The 19,999-nt window shown below is 69.4% G+C and carries 21 protein-coding genes and 2 pseudogenes; 14 read left to right on the forward strand and 9 right to left on the reverse strand.

What is annotated here, in order from left to right; all coding sequences use genetic code 11:
• Positions 1–131 precede the first annotated feature (131 nt).
• Both DY245_RS32355 and DY245_RS44845 read left to right on the forward strand, forming a co-directional pair.
• Positions 132–935, forward strand: coding sequence for a WD40 repeat domain-containing protein (locus DY245_RS32355; protein ID WP_128510752.1), 804 nt, complete (start codon positions 132–134; stop codon positions 933–935).
• Positions 936–1,330: 395 nt separating this feature from the next.
• Positions 1,331–1,477: a hypothetical protein gene (locus DY245_RS44845; RefSeq protein ID WP_181923973.1), complete on the forward strand. Its 147-nt coding sequence runs from the start codon at positions 1,331–1,333 to the stop codon at positions 1,475–1,477.
• Positions 1,478–2,014: 537 nt separating this feature from the next.
• Here DY245_RS44845 and DY245_RS32365 read toward each other — a convergent pair.
• Positions 2,015–2,692, reverse strand: coding sequence for a TetR/AcrR family transcriptional regulator (locus DY245_RS32365; protein WP_128510753.1), 678 nt, complete (start codon positions 2,690–2,692; stop codon positions 2,015–2,017).
• Between the two features lie 87 nt (positions 2,693–2,779).
• On the opposite strand from DY245_RS32365, the gene DY245_RS32370 reads away from it, so the two are divergent.
• Together DY245_RS32370 and DY245_RS32375 are read left to right on the forward strand one after the other, a co-directional pair.
• Positions 2,780–4,195, forward strand: coding sequence for an MFS transporter (locus tag DY245_RS32370; RefSeq protein ID WP_128510754.1), 1,416 nt, complete (start codon positions 2,780–2,782; stop codon positions 4,193–4,195).
• On the forward strand, positions 4,192–4,587 hold the full coding sequence (locus tag DY245_RS32375; RefSeq protein ID WP_128510755.1) for a cupin domain-containing protein: 396 nt from the start codon (positions 4,192–4,194) through the stop codon (positions 4,585–4,587). The genes DY245_RS32370 and DY245_RS32375 overlap by 4 nt, the downstream gene beginning before the upstream one ends.
• A 666-nt stretch (positions 4,588–5,253) precedes the next feature.
• Here DY245_RS32375 and DY245_RS32380 read toward each other — a convergent pair.
• The 5 genes and pseudogenes from DY245_RS32380 to DY245_RS32410 form a co-directional block, all read right to left on the reverse strand.
• Positions 5,254–6,111, reverse strand: a complete 858-nt coding sequence (locus DY245_RS32380) for a class I SAM-dependent methyltransferase (RefSeq protein ID WP_128510756.1) — start codon at positions 6,109–6,111, stop codon at positions 5,254–5,256.
• A 20-nt stretch (positions 6,112–6,131) separates the two neighbouring features.
• Positions 6,132–6,476 (reverse strand): VOC family protein, encoded by a 345-nt coding sequence (locus tag DY245_RS32385; protein WP_128510757.1) that lies wholly within the window; start codon positions 6,474–6,476, stop codon positions 6,132–6,134.
• A gap of 1 nt (position 6,477) precedes the next feature.
• Positions 6,478–6,657 carry a ribbon-helix-helix domain-containing protein gene (locus DY245_RS32390; RefSeq protein ID WP_128510758.1) on the reverse strand — a complete coding sequence of 60 codons (180 nt, stop codon included), beginning with the start codon at positions 6,655–6,657 and terminating at the stop codon, positions 6,478–6,480.
• Positions 6,658–6,709: 52 nt separating this feature from the next.
• Positions 6,710–7,741 (reverse strand): annotated as a pseudogene (locus DY245_RS48015) (IS630 family transposase); the annotation flags it as partial.
• Positions 7,742–7,876: 135 nt separating this feature from the next.
• The gene (locus DY245_RS32410) at positions 7,877–8,497 is read right to left on the reverse strand and encodes a TetR/AcrR family transcriptional regulator (protein WP_181923974.1); all 621 of its coding nucleotides are present in this window, start codon (positions 8,495–8,497) and stop codon (positions 7,877–7,879) included.
• 67 nt (positions 8,498–8,564) lie between these two features.
• Here DY245_RS32410 and DY245_RS32415 point away from each other — a divergent pair, with 67 nt between their 5' ends.
• The 5 genes and pseudogenes from DY245_RS32415 (at position 8,565) to DY245_RS32430 (ending at position 12,524) form a co-directional block, all read left to right on the forward strand.
• Positions 8,565–9,785 carry a metal-dependent hydrolase family protein gene (locus tag DY245_RS32415; RefSeq protein ID WP_128510761.1) on the forward strand — a complete coding sequence of 407 codons (1,221 nt, stop codon included), beginning with the start codon at positions 8,565–8,567 and terminating at the stop codon, positions 9,783–9,785.
• A 177-nt stretch (positions 9,786–9,962) separates the two neighbouring features.
• Positions 9,963–10,037, forward strand: a pseudogene (locus tag DY245_RS48500) (hypothetical protein); the annotation flags it as partial.
• 612 nt (positions 10,038–10,649) lie between these two features.
• Entirely contained in the window at positions 10,650–11,060 is a 411-nt protein-coding gene (locus tag DY245_RS44850; RefSeq protein WP_181923982.1) for a VOC family protein, read from the forward strand.
• Positions 11,061–11,427: 367 nt separating this feature from the next.
• Entirely contained in the window at positions 11,428–11,892 is a 465-nt protein-coding gene (locus DY245_RS32425) for a helix-turn-helix transcriptional regulator (protein WP_128510802.1), read from the forward strand.
• A gap of 5 nt (positions 11,893–11,897) precedes the next feature.
• Positions 11,898–12,524 carry a VOC family protein gene (locus tag DY245_RS32430; protein WP_128510763.1) on the forward strand — a complete coding sequence of 209 codons (627 nt, stop codon included), beginning with the start codon at positions 11,898–11,900 and terminating at the stop codon, positions 12,522–12,524.
• Positions 12,525–12,770: 246 nt separating this feature from the next.
• On the opposite strand, the gene DY245_RS32435 is transcribed toward DY245_RS32430, so the two are convergent.
• Together DY245_RS32435 and DY245_RS32440 are read right to left on the reverse strand one after the other, a co-directional pair.
• Positions 12,771–13,481, reverse strand: coding sequence for a DUF6215 domain-containing protein (locus DY245_RS32435; RefSeq protein ID WP_128510764.1), 711 nt, complete (start codon positions 13,479–13,481; stop codon positions 12,771–12,773).
• Between the two features lie 492 nt (positions 13,482–13,973).
• The gene (locus tag DY245_RS32440; protein ID WP_128510765.1) at positions 13,974–14,429 is read right to left on the reverse strand and encodes an iron chaperone; all 456 of its coding nucleotides are present in this window, start codon (positions 14,427–14,429) and stop codon (positions 13,974–13,976) included.
• A 162-nt stretch (positions 14,430–14,591) separates the two neighbouring features.
• On the opposite strand from DY245_RS32440, the gene DY245_RS32445 reads away from it, so the two are divergent.
• Both DY245_RS32445 and DY245_RS44855 read left to right on the forward strand, forming a co-directional pair.
• A complete protein-coding gene (locus tag DY245_RS32445; RefSeq protein ID WP_244943408.1) occupies positions 14,592–14,732 on the forward strand; it encodes a hypothetical protein in 141 nt (46 codons plus the stop codon).
• Positions 14,729–15,214, forward strand: coding sequence for a hypothetical protein (locus tag DY245_RS44855; RefSeq protein WP_181923975.1), 486 nt, complete (start codon positions 14,729–14,731; stop codon positions 15,212–15,214). The genes DY245_RS32445 and DY245_RS44855 overlap by 4 nt, the downstream gene beginning before the upstream one ends.
• A gap of 412 nt (positions 15,215–15,626) precedes the next feature.
• Here the strand turns inward: DY245_RS44855 and DY245_RS32455 are convergent, their stop codons facing one another.
• Entirely contained in the window at positions 15,627–15,851 is a 225-nt protein-coding gene (locus DY245_RS32455; RefSeq protein WP_128510767.1) for a response regulator, read from the reverse strand.
• Positions 15,852–16,128: 277 nt separating this feature from the next.
• Between DY245_RS32455 and DY245_RS32460 the strand changes: the two genes are divergently transcribed.
• The 3 genes from DY245_RS32460 (at position 16,129) to DY245_RS32470 (ending at position 19,886) form a co-directional block, all read left to right on the forward strand.
• A complete protein-coding gene (locus DY245_RS32460) occupies positions 16,129–17,235 on the forward strand; it encodes a PP2C family protein-serine/threonine phosphatase (protein WP_244943409.1) in 1,107 nt (368 codons plus the stop codon).
• A gap of 491 nt (positions 17,236–17,726) precedes the next feature.
• A complete protein-coding gene (locus DY245_RS32465) occupies positions 17,727–18,383 on the forward strand; it encodes a DUF4232 domain-containing protein (RefSeq protein WP_128510768.1) in 657 nt (218 codons plus the stop codon).
• Between the two features lie 294 nt (positions 18,384–18,677).
• A complete protein-coding gene (locus DY245_RS32470) occupies positions 18,678–19,886 on the forward strand; it encodes a polysaccharide deacetylase family protein (RefSeq protein WP_181923976.1) in 1,209 nt (402 codons plus the stop codon).
• Positions 19,887–19,999 lie beyond the last annotated feature (113 nt).

Here is a 19,999-nt window from a genome sequence, read left to right on the forward strand (position 1 = left end):
GGCCGAGCCACCCCACACCCCCGGATCAACGGTCCCGGAGTGATCCAACCACCTCGAAGATCATTTCGTTAGGAGTTCTAAGGCCGTTCGAGACGACGACGGGCAGCGTCGAGTACGACTGCGTCGAGCGTATGGAGTTCTCGGACGACGGCAAGTACCTGGCGGTGTGCAGCGACCAGGGGCGGGTGTGGGTGTACGACACCGCAGACTGGAGCGAGACCGTGCACACCCACGCCGGTGACTGGATCGTGCCGCTGATGATGTGGGTGCCCGGCGGGCACGTCCTCGTGGTCAAGAGCTACAGCATCGGGGACGAGCCCGAGGAGGAATCGCAGTGGGCCTATGACGTGGACCAGGGCACGAAGGTAGAGGTGCCCTTCCAGCGCGGGCACCTGCGCTCGGTCGACGGCGCGTACCGGATCAGCCCGAACGACGCGGGCGAGGGCGGTTTCGACCTGCACGGGGAGGAGCGTGCGCCCTACCGGCAGCTGTCCCATGCCGGTGGCTGGGACCCGATCCAGTGCCACGCCTTCTCCGGCAACTCCTCTCGGCTGTTCCTCGGCGCGCAGGAGAACCTGTACGTGGTCGACCCGGCGAAGGGCGAGGTGGTCGACAAGGTCATGGACGCATCGGAGCGGTTGTTCGAGCTCGCCTCCAACCCGGACGGGAGTTACCTGGCGATCGGCAGCTTCAGCCGGAAGCTGAGCTATCTGGAGTTCGGCGAGAACCGGCCGCACGAGTTGTGCATCTGGCGGATGGCCGACAAGAAGATCATCCTGGGCCATCAGTTCAGGACGTTCATCGACGAACTCGCCTGGTCACCGAACGACGGCCGCTGGCTCGCGGTCGCCCTGGAGCCCATGGGCGACGGCCAGTTCCACTGCGGCAAGACGGAGATTGCCGTCTTCCGGATGGGGCCGGGCGAGAGTCACTGAGCGGGAGACGCCTGGGGCCCGGGCGACTTCAAGCCCCTGACGATGTTGGTTGATTAATTCGGGCCTTGCGTGACGTCGGCCTTCAAGGCCCGGTTGTGGTCTTGAAGGCCGACGTTGTCGTATGGGGCGGGTGCGGGTGTCGATGCAGCCGGGCGGGCCGGCGGAGATTCCGGCGGAGACGGCGCGGGGGCGCGGGCTGCGTCCCGAAGGGGAGTCCGGTGATCCGGGTGCGGGACGAGCTGGGGCCGCTGTTCCGCGACGAGGAGCGCGCGGGAGCGGGTGACGGGCCGGTCCCTCCAGCGCTTCAAGATCATCCCGTTGCCCCTTTGACGCGTGTGGGGGTCACTCCCCCGCTTCCATAGGAGGGCGGATTCGTCCCCGTCGACGCCGTCGCCTTGAACACGGCTGGTGAAGCCGTCGGTGAGTCCCTGGTGTTGATGAAGGACGGGATGCTCGACTCGCTCGAACGTGCCTGGTGGACCGATGACACGCCGATCGTCCTGCCGCCCGTGGAGCAGATCCAGCTCATTCGCCGGAAATGAACGGGGCCTCCGGCGTCACCGCTCATTGTCGCCGGCGGCATATCGGCTCCAGGCAGCCCCCCTTGGGTCGCCGGCCTGGTGGCCGTGACGTGGTGGTAGCCGAGGGCGTCGGCGACGACCGGGGCGGGCATCTCCAGAACTTGCTGACGGATGGCGGCGCCGCGGGAGGCGGCCGTCGGGGCGCCGATCTCGTTCTTCGGGAGATCTGCACGGCGGGGATGACCAGACGGCGGGGATGACCAGACGGCGGCTGAGCCGGGTCTGCATGGACCAGTTGAGGAAGGCCCGCAGGCAGGTGCGGGCGTGCTCGCTGTTTTCGGCATACCAGGCGTCGATGTCGGCTTGGCCGCAGGTGGCGAGTGTGCTGTCCCGTTCGGCAAGCCGGCGGAGGAAGGCGGTCGCGTGCTTGATCTGCTCGCCGGCGAGCCGGCGGACAGTCGGTGTGATGAGGGCCCGGCCCGCTCGTGACCGGAGTTCCGGATCGTCCCTACGGTGGCCCGGACAAGGCGCGGGCCGGCCTTCTCGGCTTCGAGGAGCTCAGCAGCGGAGTCGGCCGCGAGCCAGGCCGTCCACCAAGGCCCGGAGCCCGTCCAGGTAGGTGTCCTCGGCGGTCAGGGGCGCCCAGCTGTCCGCGACCTGCGCCAGGCGGGGAAGCTCGTCCGGATCGAGATCGGCGAAGACTTGCTCCCGGTAGGTCGCACGGTCATCGTCTGTGCGCCTCCGGGCCGCTGTCGCCCGGACCACGATCTCTCCGGCGGTGTAGTACCAGATCGCACGGTAACCGTGCACGGCCCGCTCGGGGGGCAGGCCGCATTCGACCAGGCCGTCGACGATCTGCTCGACAAACCACAGTGCGGACGTGGACATCAGGTCGTCCGCGGTCAGCACCTCCACGATCCAGGGGCAGGCGGCGAGGGCCTCGTGGATCGCGGCGGCGGCGACGACAATCCGCTCGCGAGGGTGGGCGGGTAGTTCGGGTCGGCGCAGCGTCCGCGCGGCGTAGTCGTCCAGCAGCAGGACGAGCAGTTCTTCCTTGTTGCGGACGTGGTGATAGAGCGCCATCGGCGTACTGCCGATCTCCGTGGCCAGCCGCCGCATGGTCAGCCGGTCCACGCCTTCCTCCGCCACGATCCGGCGGGCCGTCTCGACGACCTCCTCGCGGGAGATGCGGGGAGGTCGGCCGAGGGTTTTGCGCGGTGTGGAAGGTTGCGGCATGCCCCCATCATCCCCCAGGTGTCGACAACGGCGTTCCTCTGAGGCTAGTTTCTTTACGTGTATAAAAATTCACGAGGGCGCCCTGGGGTGGTGCTGGCGGCGGCCGTCGCCCAGTTCGTCGTCGCCCTGGACATGTCGGTGGTCAACGTCGCACTGCCCGCGATCCGCACCGCGCTGGGATTCGCGCCGCTCGACCTGTCGTGGGTCGTGCACGTCTACGCGCTCACGTTCGGCGGGTTTCTGCTGCTGGGGGGCCGCGCTTGCGACCTGTACGGCCAACGCCGGCTGCTCGTACTGGGCTTGACCGTTTTTGGGTTGTGCTCGCTGGCGGGCGGGCTGGCACAGACGCCCTGGCAACTGATCACCGCCCGCGCCGGGCAGGGCCTGGGTGCCGCAGCGGCCGCCCCAGCCGCGCTGGCGATGCTCACCACTACCTTCACCGAAGGCCTCCGGCGCGTCCGCGCGCTCGGGGTGTGGAGCGCGGTGAACGCCGCAGGCGGAGCGCTGGGCGTGCTGGCGGGCGGGCTGCTGACTGAGTACGCGGGTTGGCGCTGGGTGATGCTGATCAACCTGCCCATCGTGGCGGCGGCTCTCGCGCTGATTCCCGCAGGCGTACCCGCTGGAGCACGGCCCGCCCCGCGCGAGAGGCTGGACGCGCTCGGCGCTGTTCTGGCGACCGGCGGAGTCGGGCTACTGGTGTTCGGTGTCGTCCGCACCGACGCCCGAGGGTGGAGCTCTCCGGCCACGTGGGCGACCGTCGCTACCGCGGCCACGCTGCTGGCCGCCTTTGCCTTCGCCGAATCCAGGGCCCCGGCACCGCTGCTGCGCCTCGGCCTGCTGCGCAGCCGCTGGGTCGCCGGCGCCAATGTGCTGGTGTTCTTTTCCACGGCCGGGCAGTTCGCGGCGTTCTACTTCGTGTCCCTGTACATGCAGCAGGTCCTGGGCATGGGCGCCGCAGCGACCGGCGCCGCGTTCCTGCCCTTCTCCGTGAGCCTGGTCGCGGGCACCCTCGTCGCGACCCGCGTCACCGCGACACGCACCCCCCGTGCGTCGCTGGTGCCCGGCGCCCTGCTGGCCGCCGCGGGCCTGGCCTGGTTCGCCTTCATCAGTCCCGATGGCGGCTTCCTCACCGACGTGCTCGGCCCCTGCATCATCACCGGCGTCGGCGTCGGACTGGTCATAGCCCCGATCGTCGCCGCCGCGACCACCGGCGTCGCCCCCCGCGAGGCCGGCATGGCCTCCGGCCTCATGAACAGCTCCCGCCAACTCGGCGGCTGCATCGGCCTGGCCGCCCTGGTCACCATCGCCGCACACCGCACCGGAACGGCCACCGACCCCGCCGCGCTCAACGACGGCTACACCCTGGGCCTGGCCGTCGCCGCCGCCCTCTTCGTTCTCGCGGCGGTCGTGGCGATCGGCGTGTTGCCCCGACGCCAGGCCGCCACACCTGTCCCGCAACCTGCCGCCTCCACAGAGAATCGACTGGAAGGAACGCCGTCATGACGACGACACCCATCGACCTGTTCGCCTCAGCGCTGCATTTCCACCCCGACGGCGACGTCCGAGCCGCCGAACGGCAGATGACGAGCAGCAATTCCGGTACCTGGCAGATCTCGACCTTCCGCGTCGAGACCGACGCCGACGTCCACGCCGACTACTGGGAGATGCACCCAGAGGCCGAGGAGGCGGTGTGCTGCCTGACCGGCGGTGTCCGCCTCTACTTCCGCCCCACCACACCCGGAGGCACCGAGGATTTGGTGCAGTTGGAGGCAGGCACCGCCGTGATCGTTCCCCGCGGCCGCTGGCACCGCCTGGAACTGAACGCCCCGAGCGACCTGATGTCGATCACCCTTCGTCACGGCACCCGCCTCGAAAAGCGCACCGATACTCGCTGACCGGGTGGTGGCCCGGCAGACCCGCTGCCGGGCCACCGCGATCCTCGCCCAGCCCTCATGGCGTCTCACCAGCGCGCTGTTGGCGGCCATGCGCCAAGCGACTGCACCACCGAATGCTTCCAAGAGGGTGGCTGACCGTACTGACACGCCCAGATGGACCCTCACACGGGCGCCCGTTCGCCAGGATGGTCGATCGTCGTCGCGTCCCCGGAACAGAAGCGGGGGCTGGGGCTGGGACGAAGGGTGTCCGTATACGCACTGAAGCCCGGAAGGCGCCACGGTCGCAACAGCTCACAAGTAGCTGGAGCGCCCCTCCTCCTCATTGCGTTGGCTGCTTCAAGCCAAGCTGGCCGGCAACCGACCCGCTCAGCGCTCGACACGGGTCGCGCAGGCTGGATGCCGAGGAATCGGGCGGGTTGACCGCTCTCCGGAGCTGTCCGATGTCGCTGATGCCGAAGAATGCCGGCACGGCAATACCCGACGACAGAATTCCCAGCCACACCGACGCTTGCTGAGCGCCCCCGCGCCACCCCCCAGCTGGTGCCGCATCAGCCAACGTTTGCCCTACTCCGGGTAGGGGCTCCGAGCCGACTGACCGACCCTCTCCCTGTGCCGGCAGCCATGTCCCCCACCTTCGTTTTCGGAGCATGTGGTGGCCGAAGAGCGTCAGGTGGTGGCCACCAGTAGGTCCTCTCCGCTTGACGGGCGAAGGCCGTCGTTCCGATCGGCGAAGTAGCGTTCGGCGAGCACACTTCCCGACACGTGTTGGGCGTCTTTGAAGCCGGCGTCGCGGGCCAGTGCCACCATCTCCTGCGGGGTGTAGAAGCTGATGAACGGCGTTCCGGCTGCTTTCGCCTGTGGCTTGGTCGCCTCAAGCGCGGGGCGATCCGCTTCATCGATGAGCTCGGTCGGCAGCATGAACGTCATGGCGAGCGTCGAGCCGGGGGCGAGCCCGGCGAGCCGGCGCAGGGTCGCCGCGGTGACGTCTTTGGTGAGGTACATGGTGACGCCGGTGGAAACGACGACCGCCGGCCGGCCGGGATCGAAGCCGGCGTCGGACAGCTGCTCCCACCAGTCCCCGCCCGCCTCGAAGTCGACCGGCACCAGTCGCAGCCAGTCGGGAATCCCGTAGCCGAGCTCGATCAGGCGTTGGCGCTTCCAGGCTTGGGTGCCCGGCTGGTCGATCTCGAAGACCCGTAGGCGGGAGGCGATCTCCGGCCCGCGCTGGGCAAAGGTGTCGAGTCCGGCCCCCAGGACGACGTACTGGGTGATGCCGTGGCCGGCCTGCTCGGCAACCAGGTCCTCAATGAAACGAGCGCGGGCCACAATGGCCGCCCGGAATCCGCTGGTGCTGCGCAGGTCCATGTCCGGGCGGCGCCGCCATCCCTCATCAGGGGCCGCCAGCTTCAGTCCGATCTCGTCCTCGAGGACGTGCGGCGGCGGGTCGGCCTGCACATGCATCGCCCGCCAGAGGGCGACCCGCACCGCGGTGCTGTCAGGTACGTAGTTCTGCTCGTCTGCCATGGTGTTCCCTCTCCTGACGGTCAGTTCTTGGACGGAGCCTGGAGGCTCCACAGACGCCCGTCGGGGTCACGGACAGTCATCTCCGTGGTCCCGTAATGGGTGTCCTCGAACGGCGTGACCACCTCGACAGCAGGATCGGGACGGAACGTCTCCGCATCGGTCACCTTCAGCACGATCTGCGTCTGGGGCTCCCGGTCCTCGGGGACCTCGGCGATGAACACGTAGGGACCGTCGCCATTGCGGAGTCGGCCGGAGTTGTGGTCGGTCGAGAACTCCAATTCGAAGCCCAGTGCCTGGAAGAACTTCGCCGCCTTGCCCCAGTTGTGGGTCTCCAGGAACACGGCCTCGATGCCTTCGGTCGCCATGTCAGTTCTCCTTCTCGGACGATTGCTGTCGCTGCCCATGGGTGTCGTCGAGGTAGGCACGCAGAGCGGCTGCGACCAACGCCGAGAGGGACGAACCCGACTCGATGGCGTGATATTTGACCTGCTTGATCAGCCCGACCGGCAAGTACACGTTGAACTGCTTGACCTCTTCGTCACTCACAGAGGCGATGCTAGCATCCTAGCAAGCTAGCGCGGGTCGGATCAGGCAACATTCGCCGGCCGGCGTGGTCCGTGCCGTCGAGGGCGAAGTAGCGCAGGGCGGTGGACTGGGCCTCGATGCGGTTCAGCCACGAGCTGTTGGTCGGGGTGCAGGCGATCGCCACGTTGTTGACCTCGGCCCGGTCCGCCACCCGCCGACACCGTTTCGTGGTCAGGTGTGGGGAGTAGTTGTCGCAGACGATCGCGATGCGCACATCGGCTGGTGCAGCGAACGCAGGTAGCGACAGAACTCCAGGAACTTCGAGCGGTTCTTGGTCTGCTTGATGTGCCCGTAAAGCCGGTCCTTGCCCAGGTCGTAGGCGGCGAACAAGCGCCGGACCCCGTCCGGTCGGGTGCAGGTCGCCCGCCTGCGGGGTCTCGGGGCGCGGTCCGGGTCCTTGTACGTACCTCCACGTTCGACCCACTGCCGCCCCGGGTGGGGTTGGAGGTCGAGCGGGCCGAACTCGTCCATGCAGAAGATGACTTCGGGTCCGTCGTCCTCGGGAATGACCTCACCGTCGGCTATCGCGTACAGGTGCTCGACACGGGCCTTCTTCGTGGCGCAGTCGGGGTCGCGGGACGTCTTCCAGATCTTCACGCGTTGAAAAGAGATGCCTTCCTTGCCGAGCAGGATGCGCAGGCCCTCGTGGCCGCTGTCGTCGACCACTCCCTCGGCCACCAGGGAGTCGGCCGGCTTGGCCAGGCTCCAGGTCGAGAACGGCACATCGTGCTCGGCCGGTTGGATTTGGCGATCTTCTTGATCTCCCGGCGTTCCGCAAGGGCGAAGGTCTTCAGCCGCCCGCCCCTGTACCTCGGGGAGAGTGAGTCGAACCGTTGGCGTCGAAGTTGTGGGGGACGTCCCGGACCCGGTCCGTGCCGGCGAAAGTCACCTCCGCGGCCTTCCCCATGGTCACGCCCTGGGCGGACAGGAACACCATCCGGGCCCGTCGCCAGCTCACCACCGCCCCGGCACCCCTGCGGATGATCCGCAGCAGGCGGTGTCCCTCGTTGTCATCGATCTCGCGCACGCGAACACGTTCACCCACCCAAGCACTCTGACGATGACGCGCCACTCAGAAGCCTTCCGCTTACCGGTCAGCGGAGTTGTCCGGTCGATCAGGGTCCTGGATTGGGCGAAGGGGCGGCACCCGTACGTGGCGGGTGCCGCCCCTTCCGCTGCGTCAGCCCAGAAGCCCGGCCAGCACTGCCGTCGCCGCGGCCAACAGTTGCTCGGCAGCCGGGCCGCCCGCGGCCGTACGGGCGAGTAGGCCCTCACGTGCGGCCAAGAGCACCTCGGCGGCCTGCTCGGCAGCGGCCCCGGGCGGTACCAGCTCCGGCAGGACCCGCTCCAGCAGGGCCGCCACCGCCGCCGTCACCGTGCGGTCGTGCGCGGCGACCCGCTCAGCTAGCTCGGACGTACGCGCAGCCAGCAGGCGGAACTCCAGGAAGAGCAGAATCCACCCGGTTTCGGCGGCCTCGACCCGCAGCAGCGCCTCGACCAGCCGCCGCGCCCGTTCCTCGGGTCCCAGTTGTTCGGCCGCGGCGGCCAGCCGCTCCAGCTCGGCCATGCGCCCGGCCGCCTGCTCGTCGAAGAGCGCCAGCAGCAGGTCTTCCTTGGTGGCGAAGTTCGAGTAGAAGGCCCCACGGGTGTAGCCGGCAGCGGTGCAGATGTCCTCGATGCTCGTCCGCGCGTACCCCGCGGACAGGAACAGCTCGCCCGCCGCCGACAGGATGCGGGCTCTGGTGTGGACGCGGCGCCGCGGAGGCCGGGGCGCGGCGGATTCGACCGGGGAGGAATTCACAGCATCACGATACATGGTGTATTCAATACAGGTCGTATTAAAACGAGGTCGCGAGAGGACCACCACCATGAGCCGACTGCTGATCACCGACGCCCACTTGCTCCACCCCGAGACCGGCACCCGTACCGACCCTGCCTGGATCGAGGTCGCCGACGGCCGGATCGCCGCCACCGGCACCGGCCGCCCGCCCGGCGCCGGGCAGGACGTGCGGGTGCTCAACGCCGCCGGCGCCACTGTGCTGCCCGGCCTGATCGACGCCCACGTCCACCTGCTGGTCACCTCCCTCGACCTGCCCGCCGTCGCCTCCTGGACCCCTGGATACCTGGCCGTCAGGGCCCTGGCGGAGGCCGAACGGATGCTGCGCCGCGGCTTCACCACCGTCCGCGACGTCGGCGGCGCCGACCACGGCATGGCCCGTGCCCTGGCCGAAGGGCTGGCGCTCGGCCCCCGGCTCGTCCACGGCGGAAAGGCGCTCTCCCAGACCGGGGGCCACGGCGACCTGCGCCCGCTCGGGGACGACTCGGTGCCCTGCTGCGAGAGCCGTCCCCACTTCGCCCGGATCGCGGACGGCGTCGACGCCGTCCGCGCGGCGGCCCGGGACGAGTTCCGCAAGGGCGCCTCCCATCTGAAGGTGCTGCTCTCCGGCGGGGTGGCTTCGCCGCACGACGAGATCGCAGCCGTCCAGTACAGCGAGGAGGAGATCCGCGCCGCCGTGGAGGAGGCGGAGAACCACAACCGGTACGTCACCGTGCACGCCTACCACCCGCGCGCCATCGATCGGGCCCTGCGGGCCGGCGTGCGCTGCGTCGAACACGGCAACCTGATCGACGACGCGACCATCGCCCTGCTCCTGGAGCAGAACGCCTTCCTCGTGCCCACCCTGGTCGCCTACGAGCGGACGGCGGAGCTCGGCCGGCAGTCCGGCCTGCCGGAGTCGTCCTACGGCAAGCTCACCGAGGTCCGCGACCACGGGCTGGCCGCCCTGGAGAAGGCCCACCAGGCAGGCGTCAACCTGGTCTACGGCAGTGACCTGCTCGGGCCACTGCACTCGGCCCAGCTGGAGGAGTTCACGCTGCGCGCCGAGGTCCAGCCCGCCGCGGACGTGATCCGCTCCGCCACCAGCACGGCGGCCCGCCTGCTGCGGATGGAGGGCGAGATCGGCACCCTCGCGCCGGGCGCGCACGCCGACCTGCTCGTCGTGGACGGCGACCCGCTGGCGGACCTGGCCGTCCTCACCCGTCCCGAGCGCCACCTCCGGCACGTGGTCAAAGCCGGTGCCGTCCTCTGAAAAGCCTTCCACTTACCGGTCGGCGGAGTTGTCTGATCCAACAGGGTTATGGATCGGGTGATCGTGCGGGGGCCGGGGCGTGAGGACAGGGCCCTTTGGCAGCTCGGGGTTGCGAAGCCAATCGAGCGCCAAGGAGGCCCTGTTGCTGAAGTCTTGCGTGAGCGTGCCCACCGCGTCATGCTCGGCGCGGTCCGCCATGTCGTGGACAACGGAGTCAAGTGGGCCAACCTGCCCGCGGACTTCCCGCCGTATCGGCGCGTGCATGCCTTCGCCCGCCGCAGGCAGGTGACGGGCCTGCTCGCCGAGCTCCACGACCGGCCACGTGGCAAGGTCCGGGAGCAGGAAGGCCGCTCACCGGACCCGACGGCCGCGATCGTGGACTCGCAATCGGTGCGGGCGGCGGCGAACATCCCCCGCCCGATCATCCACCCGGCAGGAGTGCAGTTGGTCGGGTCACAGATCCGGAATCGAACCGGGATGGGTGTAGCCCCTCTGCGGGGGCAAGCGAGCTGGGCTGATCTGGATCAGCCTGTTGCATTCGGGGGCCGTCTTCTACCGTCAGGGGTGGAGACGGTCGCGATGGGCTCGTTGTGGGAGGAGCTGTCCCACCGGAAGGCTACGGCCCGGGAGCGGGTGGAGCGCACCCGGGAGCAGAACGCGGAGCTGAACCGGCGACTGGTGGCTGAGGAGGAGGCGCCGTCCCGGCTTGTGATCACCTGGGAGACGGTTGAGGAGATCCTGGGCGACGCGGCGCCAGGCCGTGCGCGCGACGGCGGGGATGCGACCGCGTCCGGCGAAACAGGTGGCCAGATCGATCAGGATTCAAGAAGCGCGGGTCACGGAGCCGCACATAGCCTGATCGTCATGGACATCACCATTCACACGAGCTTCCTCCCGCATGATGACCCGGACGCGTCCCTGGCTTTCTACCGCGACACCCTTGGCTTCGAGGTCCGCAGCGACGTCGGACAGGGCACGATGCGCTGGATCACGGTCGGCCCCGTCGGCCAGCCCGGCACGTCCATCCTCCTGGCACCGCCGGCCGCCGACCCCGGGGTCACCGAGGACGAGCGCCGCACCATCGCCGAGATGATGGCCAAGGGCACCTACGGCTGGATCCTGCTGGCCACCAGGGACCTCGACGGCACTTTCGAGAAGGTGCAGGCCGGCGACGCCGAGGTCGTCCAGGAGCCGACCGAGCAGCCGTACGGCATCCGCGACTGCGCCTTCCGCGACCCCGCGGGCAACCTGGTCCGCATCCAGGAGCTTCGCTGAGTCGTCCGGTCATCGATCCGGCCATGATGGCCGGCACCGCGACCACCTGCGAAGAATATGGCGGCCGGCGCTTCCAGGCCGCTGCCCTCGACCACCCCTCGGCGGCCGCACCATCGCTGAGATGCTCGCGATGTCGGCCGCCGAGGCCGAGGCGCGCACGCCGGCCGCCCACAAGGGCGGCGTCCACATCCTCGCCGAGCCGACCACCGGCCTCCATCCCTCCGCCGCCGAGCAGTTGCTCGGCCTGCTCGACCCGCTCGACCGGCTTGTCGACTCCGGCAAGCCGGTCATCGCCATCGAGCACCTCGCCGCCTACCTCGGCATGCAGCCCAGGTGCTCGCGGACATCGATGAAAAGGAGTTCTCTCATGTGTCACCCCTCGTGGGGGCGCGCACGCACCGCGGCGCAGCGCCTGAGCGACCTCGCGCGACTGCGCCGCGTCCGCGACCGGATCGACCGGGAGTACGCGCAGCCCCTGAACGTCGAGGCCCTCGCCCGCGGCGTGAACATGTCGGCCGGGCACCTCAGCCGCCAGTTCCGGCTGGCCTACGGCGAGTCGCCGTACGCGTACCTGATGACGCGTCGCATCGAGCGCGCGACGGCGCTGCTGCGTCGCGGCGACCTCAGCGTCACCGAGGTCTGCTTCGCGGTCGGCTGCTCATCGCTGGGCACCTTCAGCACCCGCTTCACCGAGCTGGTCGGCATGCCGCCCAGCGCCTACCGGCGGCGCGGGGCGGGCGCTGCTGCGGGGATGCCGCCGTGTGTGGCAAAACAGGTGACAAGACCGGTCAGGAATCAAGAAGCGCCGGTCGCCGAGCCGCAACTAGCGTGATGGCCATGGCATCCATCGAATCCGTCACCCTCGACGTGGCCGACCCCACGGCCGCCAACCGCTTCTACACCGCCGCCTTCGGTTTGGACACGCAGATACGCCTGCGGGCCTCCCAGGCACCCACAACCGGCTTCCGTGGGTTCACCCTGGCGCTCACGGTGTCCCAGCCGGCCACCGTCAACAGCCTCATCGACGCCGCCCTCGACGCCGGCGCCACGCCGCTGAAGCCTGCCGCGAAGTCGCTCTGGGGCTACGGCGGTGTCGTACAAGCCCCGGACGGGACGATCTGGAAGGTCGCGACCTCGGCGAAGAAGGACACCGGCCCTGCCACCCGGCAGATCGACGAGATCGTGCTCCTGCTGGGAGTCGCGGACGTGGCCGCGAGCAAGCGGTTCTACGTCGACCAAGGCCTTGCCGTGGCGAAGAGCTTCGGCCGCATGTACGTCGAGTTCGCTGCTGGGTCGAGTCCCGTCAAGCTGGCGGTGTACAGGCGCCGTGCCCTTGCCAAGGACGCCGGCGTCTCTCCCGACGGCACCGGATCGCACCGGCTCATGATCGGCGGCGATGCCGGGCCTTTCACCGACCCGGACGGGTTTGCATGGGAGGCCGCATCGCCGGCACCCACACCTTGATGTGCCACTGCTGCCTGCCCTGCCTGGTCGCCGATGACGAGACAGCCGCCGGGCTCGGGGCGGTGCCGGGTGCCGAGCCGATGCGCCCGCCGCGGCCGACCACCATCGTCATGATGCGCTTCGCCGGTCGGCCTCGGACGAGTGCACCGCGCGCATCACGGAAAGCGACCAGCAGCGCGGTGCCGAACCGGCAACGTGGCCTGACCCCAGTGGGAGCGCCCGATGCCGGGGGGCTGCCAGAGGACATCAATCGTCGGCAGCCCACCCCGGGACCGTCGGCAGCACCTTCTCGGCGACGCGGAGCAGCACCGCGTCGTCCGGCACCCCGCCGTCCGCGCGCCACAGGGTCACCTCGAAGGAGCCGCCGCTGTCCTTTGTGTCCCGGGCCACGGTGAGGGCGCGGGCCGGAACGCCGGGACCGCTGTCGGTGTCCCTCCCGTCGAGGCGGAAGCTGATGCTGATGGTGTGGTCCGAGTAGAAGACGGCCGGGCGGCCCAGAACCTTCCGCTGCCGCGCGCCGTCCCCCAGAAGCGCGGCGGATCCGGCCACCGGAAGACGGTCGTAGGTGGCCGTCAGATCCACGGTGTAGGTCCCGAACTCGACCCGGGCCGAGGGAGTGGCAATCTCCTTGCCATTGCCAAACTTGACGGAGCCGCCGCTGCCGCCGGCGGTCTTCGCGGTCTCCCCCGGCGTGCCCAGCAGTTCAGCGAGGTCGGGACGGTTCAGCGCCTCGCAGAGTTGCGCCCCGGAGACGCGCCGAGGCGCCTTCCCGGGCTCCCCCGGCGCCTTCTCGGGCTCGCCGCCCGAGCACGTGGCAGGCGGCGGGTCACTGTCCGAGGACGACGTTTCCCTGAAAGTCCACAGACCGACACTGAGTGCCGCTACCAGCGCCACGGCCGCGACGGCCTGCCCCCACGCGCCCGCGCCCTTCGCGGGCGCGTCGATATCGTCTGCCATGTCCCCCGCCTGCCATGATCCCCCGATACGTGCCCGGGGACCTTAACCCGTGATCATCATGCGGACAAGGAGGTTGGCCGTCACCACGGTGCCAACCTCGGCCGACACGCCGGCCCTGCCCGCTCCCCTGCGGGCCACCTCAAGCAGGAGGGGCCTGTCAGTGACTACTGATAGGGATGCCGCATGGCCGACGACAGACCTCCCATGTCCCGACCGTTGCGGGAACTGCTGCATACCGGTTGTTGCTCGTGGGCAACAGTGGTTCCAGCACCGCCCACTCATTGTCCGTGAGATCCCCCCTGCTGAGCATGGCCAGAACAATGATCTGGTGATCGAAGAGTCACCGCCCAGTTGGCGGGATTCCCCAACTGCTGCGCTCAGCCTGGCGCCTCGACGCCCTCAGTGAAGAAACGCAGCAGATGCTGTACGAGTAGCGCCAGGCCGTCGAGCGCGTAAAGATGCCGCAGGCACCGGCCCGTTACCGGGCGCGGCTCAGCTCACAGCCTGCTTCACGAGCGCAGCGATCCGCGCCTCCACTTCGGTCGTCACCTCGGTCAGGGCGAAACCGGCTGCCCACATCGTGCCCTCGTCCAGCTTCGCCTGGTCGCTGAACCCGAGCGTTGCGTAGCGCGCCTTGAACTTCGCCGCGCTCTGGAAGAAGCAGACGACTTTGCCGTCCAGCGCGTAGGCGGGCATTCCGTACCAGAGCTTCGGTGCGAGGGCCGGGGCGTTGGCCGTGATGACGGCATGGACGCGCTCGGCCATGATCCGGTCCGAGTCCTGCATCTCGGCGATCTTCGCGAGCACGTCCTGCTCCGCCTCCGCCGCCTTGTCCGCGCGCGAGCTGCGGCGGGCGGACTTCTTCAGCTCTTGGGCGTGGTCCTTCATCGCGGCCCGCTCCTCGGCCGTGAATCCCTCGTGCGTGCTGCTTCTTTCGGTGCTGCTCATGGCAGACCTCCCTTTGAGGATCTGATGTGTTGGATCTTGGGCGCGTGGGCGGCGACGTACCACCGGACCCAACATCGGCACGCGCCGTGCCGATCGAGACTGAATACTGCGCGCAGCCCTCGGGATTGCCAACGGCACGCCTCGTGCCGATAGGGTGGCGGCATGACCGACTCGCCCGCCACGCCGAGGCGCCGAGGCGCCGCGCGCACTGAAGAGCTGCTGCAGGTAACCCTCGATCTGGCTGCTGACGTCGGTTACGCGGGCCTGAGCATCGAGGCGGTCGCCGGACGGGCCGCCACGTGACGAGCGGGGCGGTCGCGGCCAAGAGTGCCGAGGACCAGATCGCCGTCACCGGTCTGCTCGAATCGGGGGCCGTGGCCGCTTTGCACTTCCGTGGCGGTGCGTCCCGCGCCACCGGGTTTCACTGGGAGATCAACGGCACGGAGGGCGATCTCGTCGTCAAGGCCGGCCAGGCTCAGTGGTGGTGGGGGCGGCTGCGGTTGTACGGCGCCCGAGGCAACGACGGCGTCTTGGCCGAACTTCCGGTTCCCGCCCGCTACCAGCGGTCGCTGACGCAATGGACCGAGCGGTCCGCAGAGCCCGCCTACAACGTCGCCCATAAGTACGCGCTTCTGCGCGGCCAGATCACCGGGAGCCTTGCGCCGGACACGGACGGCGTTCCCGACTTCCGGCACGCGGTCCGGCGGCACGGCGTGCTGGAAAAGCTCCGAGAGGCGGCACGGACCGGCCGGAAGGAGGTCACACTCGCAGAGCAAGGCTCGTAGGAGCGTGCCCTACTTGGTGAGGTTGCGGAAGCGTTTGTAGCAGCAGGGGGCGCCGCCAGCCCGAGAAAGGCCAGGTAGTTGCCCGGGTGACGCTCGTGGCGGTGGAGATCCTCCCGGCTCACCGCACGGCCCGCGGACGCGGCCAGCCGGACCAGGAGGTCGAACTCCTTGGGCCGCAGCTCCACCTCGCCCGCCGGGGTGAGACAGCGCCGAGCCGTGCGGTCGATCACCAGGGAGCCGTGCCGGATCCGGCCGGGGCCGCCTTCGCGGCCCGGCTCGGCACGCCGCAGATGGGCGGCGATCCGCGCCTGCAACTCGGCGAGCCGGAACGGCTTGGTCAGATAGTCGTCGGCGCCCGACTCCAAACCCTGGATCACGTCCATCTCACCGGTACGCGCCGTCAGCACCACGATCACGGCCCCGGCAGACGCTCCCGCAGGCTCCGGCACGGCTCGAACCCGTCCGTGTCCGGCAACCCGAGATCCAGCAGCACCAGCTCGGCCGGCCCTCGCCCGGCACGGGCCAGCGCCGCAGCGCCATCGGGGCACCAGTCGCAGTCGTGGCCCAGGACGCGCAGCGTCGCCGCGAGTCTGGCGCCGATGGCGTCGTCGTCCTCGACGATCACAATCCGTGCCACGTCATCACGCTAACCGCGGGCACGGCCCTGTACGACCCGGTGGCGGTGTGCATCGGCTCTGCGTACGGCCGGCACCGATCGGCGCGTACGCATCAGAGCGGCGGGTGGTGAGGGACAGGAACCACCAGCATGACCCGGGCATCGCGTTCGATGGGCCCACATCAGCATCGAGGGCGGGCACCGAGCAGGGCGCGGTCGCTGCCACTGCCGGAGCCGTGCCAGTGGACGGCACCCGGTCGACTCGTCCGCCGCCCGTGGGCGGTGCACTGTGGAAGACGTGGGCCTCAGGGAGCGCTATACGGGTCTGCGGGAGCCATGGCGGCCGGGTCATGCGCTGCTGGCGATTCCTGTGGTGCTCATCATCGTGATCACGATTGTGGACATCCTGGTGCCGGAGGACGTGCACCTGGGACCGCTGCTGGTGATCGCGCCCGCGATCACTGCCTCCTTCGCCGGCCCCCTGGGGACCGCGGTGATCGGCCTGCTGGCCGTGGCGGCCCAGGCATACATCGGCCTGTACTTCGGTGTACTGGCCTCGCGGAACGTGATGGTGCAGATCGTCGCCCTCGCCGTGCTCTCCGCCCTGGTCGTCTTCTACTGCGTCCTGCGCGACCGGCGCAGACGGGAGCTGGCCCAGGTGCGGTCGGTGGCCGAAGCAGCGCAGCACGTCCTGCTGTGGCCGCTCCCTGCCCGGATCGGGCCGCTGCGGATCGCCTCCCTGTACCTGGCCGCCGAGGACGAGGCACAGATCGGCGGCGACCTGTACGCGGCCACCCGTATCGACGACGGGACTCGGGTGATGATCGGCGACGTGCGGGGCAAGGGCCTGGCCGCCATCGGAGAAGCCGCCCTTCTGCTCGGAGCCTTCCGCGAGGCCGCCCACCAGCACACCACCCTGCCCGCCCTGGCCGCCGCCCTGGAACAGAGCGTCACCCGCTACCAGGCCGACTTCGAGCCGAAGGAGGAGGCCGGAGAGCGATTCGTCACCACCCTGCTGCTGGAGATCCCCGACGACGGACACATCACCCACATGACCAGCTGCGGACACCCCGCGCCGCTCCTGCTCAACCCCGCCCACACCGTCACCGCGACGAGCCTGCACCCCGCGCCCCCACTGGGGGTCGGCAGCACAGGGCCGCCGGACTACACCGTCGACATGGTCACCTTCGAGGCCGGCGACACCCTCCTCCTCTACACCGACGGCGTCATCGAAGCACGCGACCAAGACGGAAACTTCTACCCCTTCGCGGAACGAGCCGCCCAGTGGACCGACACCTCCCCAGAGGCACTCCTGCACCACCTCCGGCGCGATCTCCTCCACCACGCCGGCGGACGCCTCGACGACGACGCCGCCCTCATCGCCATCCACCGTCCCGCCCAGTAGGTCGCCGTGGGAAGCTCACCCACCCTGACTCCGCCCTCCCCCATGGGCCAGAACGCTCCTGCCCCATCGTGACCACCCGGACGATCGTTCCCGTCACCCGCTCCATAGTTGAGGCCCAGGTCAGCGACCTGGGCCTTGTTCCTTGTCCAGGCCTCTCAAAGGCTCGCGCACCACTTGAGTGGTGCGCCACATTCGGCTGCTGCCGCTCGGCCCGTGCCAGCGCCAACGCAGCAAGCAGAGTGTCCAGTTGTTGTGCGGTGGTCGGACCAGTCCGCTCCGGATCACGGAGCAAGGAACAGTAGGTGGCTTCGGGCTGTGCGGGTGGGCTGGTCGTACAGGCACCGGGCAGTGTCATACGGGCTCGCGTGCCCTCATTAGCGGTGCGTTAGTGCCTCGTTAGCTGACCGGCAGCGGACGGCAGCACGCTGGAAGCGCAACGGACGGACCGTACGCACCCACTTTTACGAAGCACCTACGCACGAGGCGGACTCATGTCGCTCACCATCAAGACCGTCGGCCGTGGCCGCCGTGTCGTCGCCGGATCGCTGATCGCCCTTACGGCGCTGACGCTCACCGCCTGCCAGAGCGGCACGGATGCCTCGTCCCGCCCCTCGTCGGCCGACGCCGCCGCGCAGTCCCAGCCGAACACGGCCCAGCAGTCCCACCCGGCCAAGCCTTCCGGAAACAGCGCCGGCACCGCCAACGCCGGCCAGGCCAACGCCTCGGCGATGGCGGCGTCGGACCGCTGCACCACCACTGACATGTCTCTGCGGCTGGGGCGCACCGACATCGGCGCGGGCAATATCCGCGTCCCGCTGATCTTCACCAACAAGGGCAAGAAGGCGTGTTCGCTGCGCGGTTTCCCGGGCGTCTCGCTGACCCAGCGCGACGGGTCGGCCATCGGCAAGCCCGCCGGCCGCGAGGGCGGCGCCGGCGGCAGCGTACGGCTGCAGCCCGGACGGAGCGCCCACGCCGTGCTCCACACGGTCAACGACGGAGTCTCGGACACCCCGTGCTGGAAGAACTCGCAGAACGTCTCCGTCTACCCGCCCGGCTCCAAGGAGTCCATGACCACCAGCAGCGGCGGGCTGCGGGTGTGCGGCGGCATCTTCACCGTGACCACGGTGAAGGCCGGGTCGCTGGGCTGACGCCCGCCCCCTCGGGCCGCGGGGCCGTTCCGGGGCTGGTGCGTCACCGGATCGGCCCCGGCCACCCCGATGTTCGGCTCACTTGGGACTGACGGCCATCCCGGCGGTGGCCGCAAAGACCTTCTCCCCATTCGGCGCCAAGCACGAGGTGCGGTGGGAGCTGCCGACCGCGTCAAGCCGAAGGCGATTCCCCCTTGAACAGGCCGGATTCAACGAATCCGGTGAACAGCACGTCCGGATTCCAGGCATCCGGACATGAGGACTTCCAGCGGAATGAATGCGATGGGTACCGTTATGCGCGAAATCAGCCGGCGGGGCATGCTCGGACTCGGGGTAGGAGCGGCGGCGGCGCTGTCCGTCGCCGGCTGCTCCTCCTCCGGGTCGTCAGGATCCGGCAAGGTCGGGGCCAAGCCCGGTGGGACGACGCAGTCGAGGGCGAAGCCGATAGGCGACGGCTCGACCGCCTACACCGGCAAGCAGCCGAAGCAGCCGCCCAAGCCGGAGAAGCTGGAGCCCGGCCAGAAGCCGCCCCAGTTCGTGGTCTTCTCCTGGGACGGCGCGGCCGAGATAGGCAACGGCCTCTTCCCGCGGTTCCGCAAGATCGCCCGCGACCACAATGCCTCGATGACCTTCTTCCTCTCCGGGCTGTATCTGCTGCCCGAGTCGAAGAAGCGCCTGTACCGGCCGCCGAACAACCCCGTCGGCGCCTCCGCGATCGGCTACCTCAAAGACGAGAACATCAAGGCGACGCTGAAGAACGTGCGTGCCGCCTGGCTGGAGGGCCACGAGATAGGAACCCACTTCAACGGCCACTTCGGCGGCAACGGCCCGGGCTCGGTGGCGCACTGGACCCCCGCCCAGTGGGAGTCCGAGATCGAGCAGGCCATGTCCTTCGTCACCAAGTGGCGTACGAACACCGGCTTCACCGACCTCGAACCGCTGCCCTTCGACTACAGCAAGGAACTCGTCGGCGGCCGCACGCCGTGCCTGCTCGGCCAGGCCAACCTGCTGCCCACGGCCCGCAAGCGCGGCTGGCGGTACGATGCCAGCTCACCCGGCGGCCTCCAGGTCTGGCCCACCAAGAAGCAGGGCCTATGGGATTTTCCGCTCCAGGGAATGCCGTTTCCCGGTCACTCCTTCCCTGTCCTCTCGATGGACTACAACATCATGGCCAACCAGGGCACGGGCTCCACCAAGGGCCCGTCGGCCAACTACCCGGCCTGGCGCAAGCAGGCCACCGACGCCTACATCGCCGGCTTCCAGCGGGCGTACGAGACGAACCGGGCCCCCTTCTTCGTCGGCAACCACTTCGAGCAGTGGAACGGCGGCATCTACATGGACGCCGTCGAGGAGGCGATCAAGCACATCGCCGACGACAAGCACAAGGACGTCCGGATGGTCTCCTTCCGGCAGCTGTGCGACTGGCTCGACGCGCAAGACCCTCAGGTCCTCGCCAACCTGCGGGGTCTCGGGGTCGGGCAGAACTTCACCGGACGCGGCTGACCGCCCCGGAGGGGGTGCGGAAGGTCCCCATGGGCCGCCCATGCCGACCCCGTGCGTGCCTGCCGCGCCCCCGGCGCCTCGCGAACCGCCGCCGCTCCACCGTGTCAACCATC

The sequence above is a fragment of the Streptomyces inhibens genome (assembly GCF_003389455.1).
GTDB lineage: Bacteria > Actinomycetota > Actinomycetes > Streptomycetales > Streptomycetaceae > Streptomyces > Streptomyces inhibens.

Excerpts from the sequence above, each read along its gene's own strand:
- DY245_RS32355 (WP_128510752.1), top strand. The coding sequence starts at position 132 with ATGGAGTTCTCGGACGACGGCAAGTACCTGGCGGTGTGCAGCGACCAG.
- DY245_RS32365 (WP_128510753.1), bottom strand. The coding sequence starts at position 2,692 with ATGCCGCAACCTTCCACACCGCGCAAAACCCTCGGCCGACCTCCCCGC.
- DY245_RS32375 (WP_128510755.1), top strand. The coding sequence starts at position 4,192 with ATGACGACGACACCCATCGACCTGTTCGCCTCAGCGCTGCATTTCCAC.
- DY245_RS32380 (WP_128510756.1), bottom strand. The coding sequence starts at position 6,111 with ATGGCAGACGAGCAGAACTACGTACCTGACAGCACCGCGGTGCGGGTC.
- DY245_RS32385 (WP_128510757.1), bottom strand. The coding sequence starts at position 6,476 with ATGGCGACCGAAGGCATCGAGGCCGTGTTCCTGGAGACCCACAACTGG.
- DY245_RS32415 (WP_128510761.1), top strand. The coding sequence starts at position 8,565 with ATGAGCCGACTGCTGATCACCGACGCCCACTTGCTCCACCCCGAGACC.
- DY245_RS44850 (WP_181923982.1), top strand. The coding sequence starts at position 10,650 with ATGGACATCACCATTCACACGAGCTTCCTCCCGCATGATGACCCGGAC.
- DY245_RS32425 (WP_128510802.1), top strand. The coding sequence starts at position 11,428 with ATGTGTCACCCCTCGTGGGGGCGCGCACGCACCGCGGCGCAGCGCCTG.
- DY245_RS32430 (WP_128510763.1), top strand. The coding sequence starts at position 11,898 with ATGGCATCCATCGAATCCGTCACCCTCGACGTGGCCGACCCCACGGCC.
- DY245_RS32435 (WP_128510764.1), bottom strand. The coding sequence starts at position 13,481 with ATGGCAGACGATATCGACGCGCCCGCGAAGGGCGCGGGCGCGTGGGGG.
- DY245_RS32440 (WP_128510765.1), bottom strand. The coding sequence starts at position 14,429 with ATGAGCAGCACCGAAAGAAGCAGCACGCACGAGGGATTCACGGCCGAG.
- DY245_RS32445 (WP_244943408.1), top strand. The coding sequence starts at position 14,592 with ATGACCGACTCGCCCGCCACGCCGAGGCGCCGAGGCGCCGCGCGCACT.
- DY245_RS32465 (WP_128510768.1), top strand. The coding sequence starts at position 17,727 with ATGTCGCTCACCATCAAGACCGTCGGCCGTGGCCGCCGTGTCGTCGCC.
- DY245_RS32470 (WP_181923976.1), top strand. The coding sequence starts at position 18,678 with ATGCGCGAAATCAGCCGGCGGGGCATGCTCGGACTCGGGGTAGGAGCG.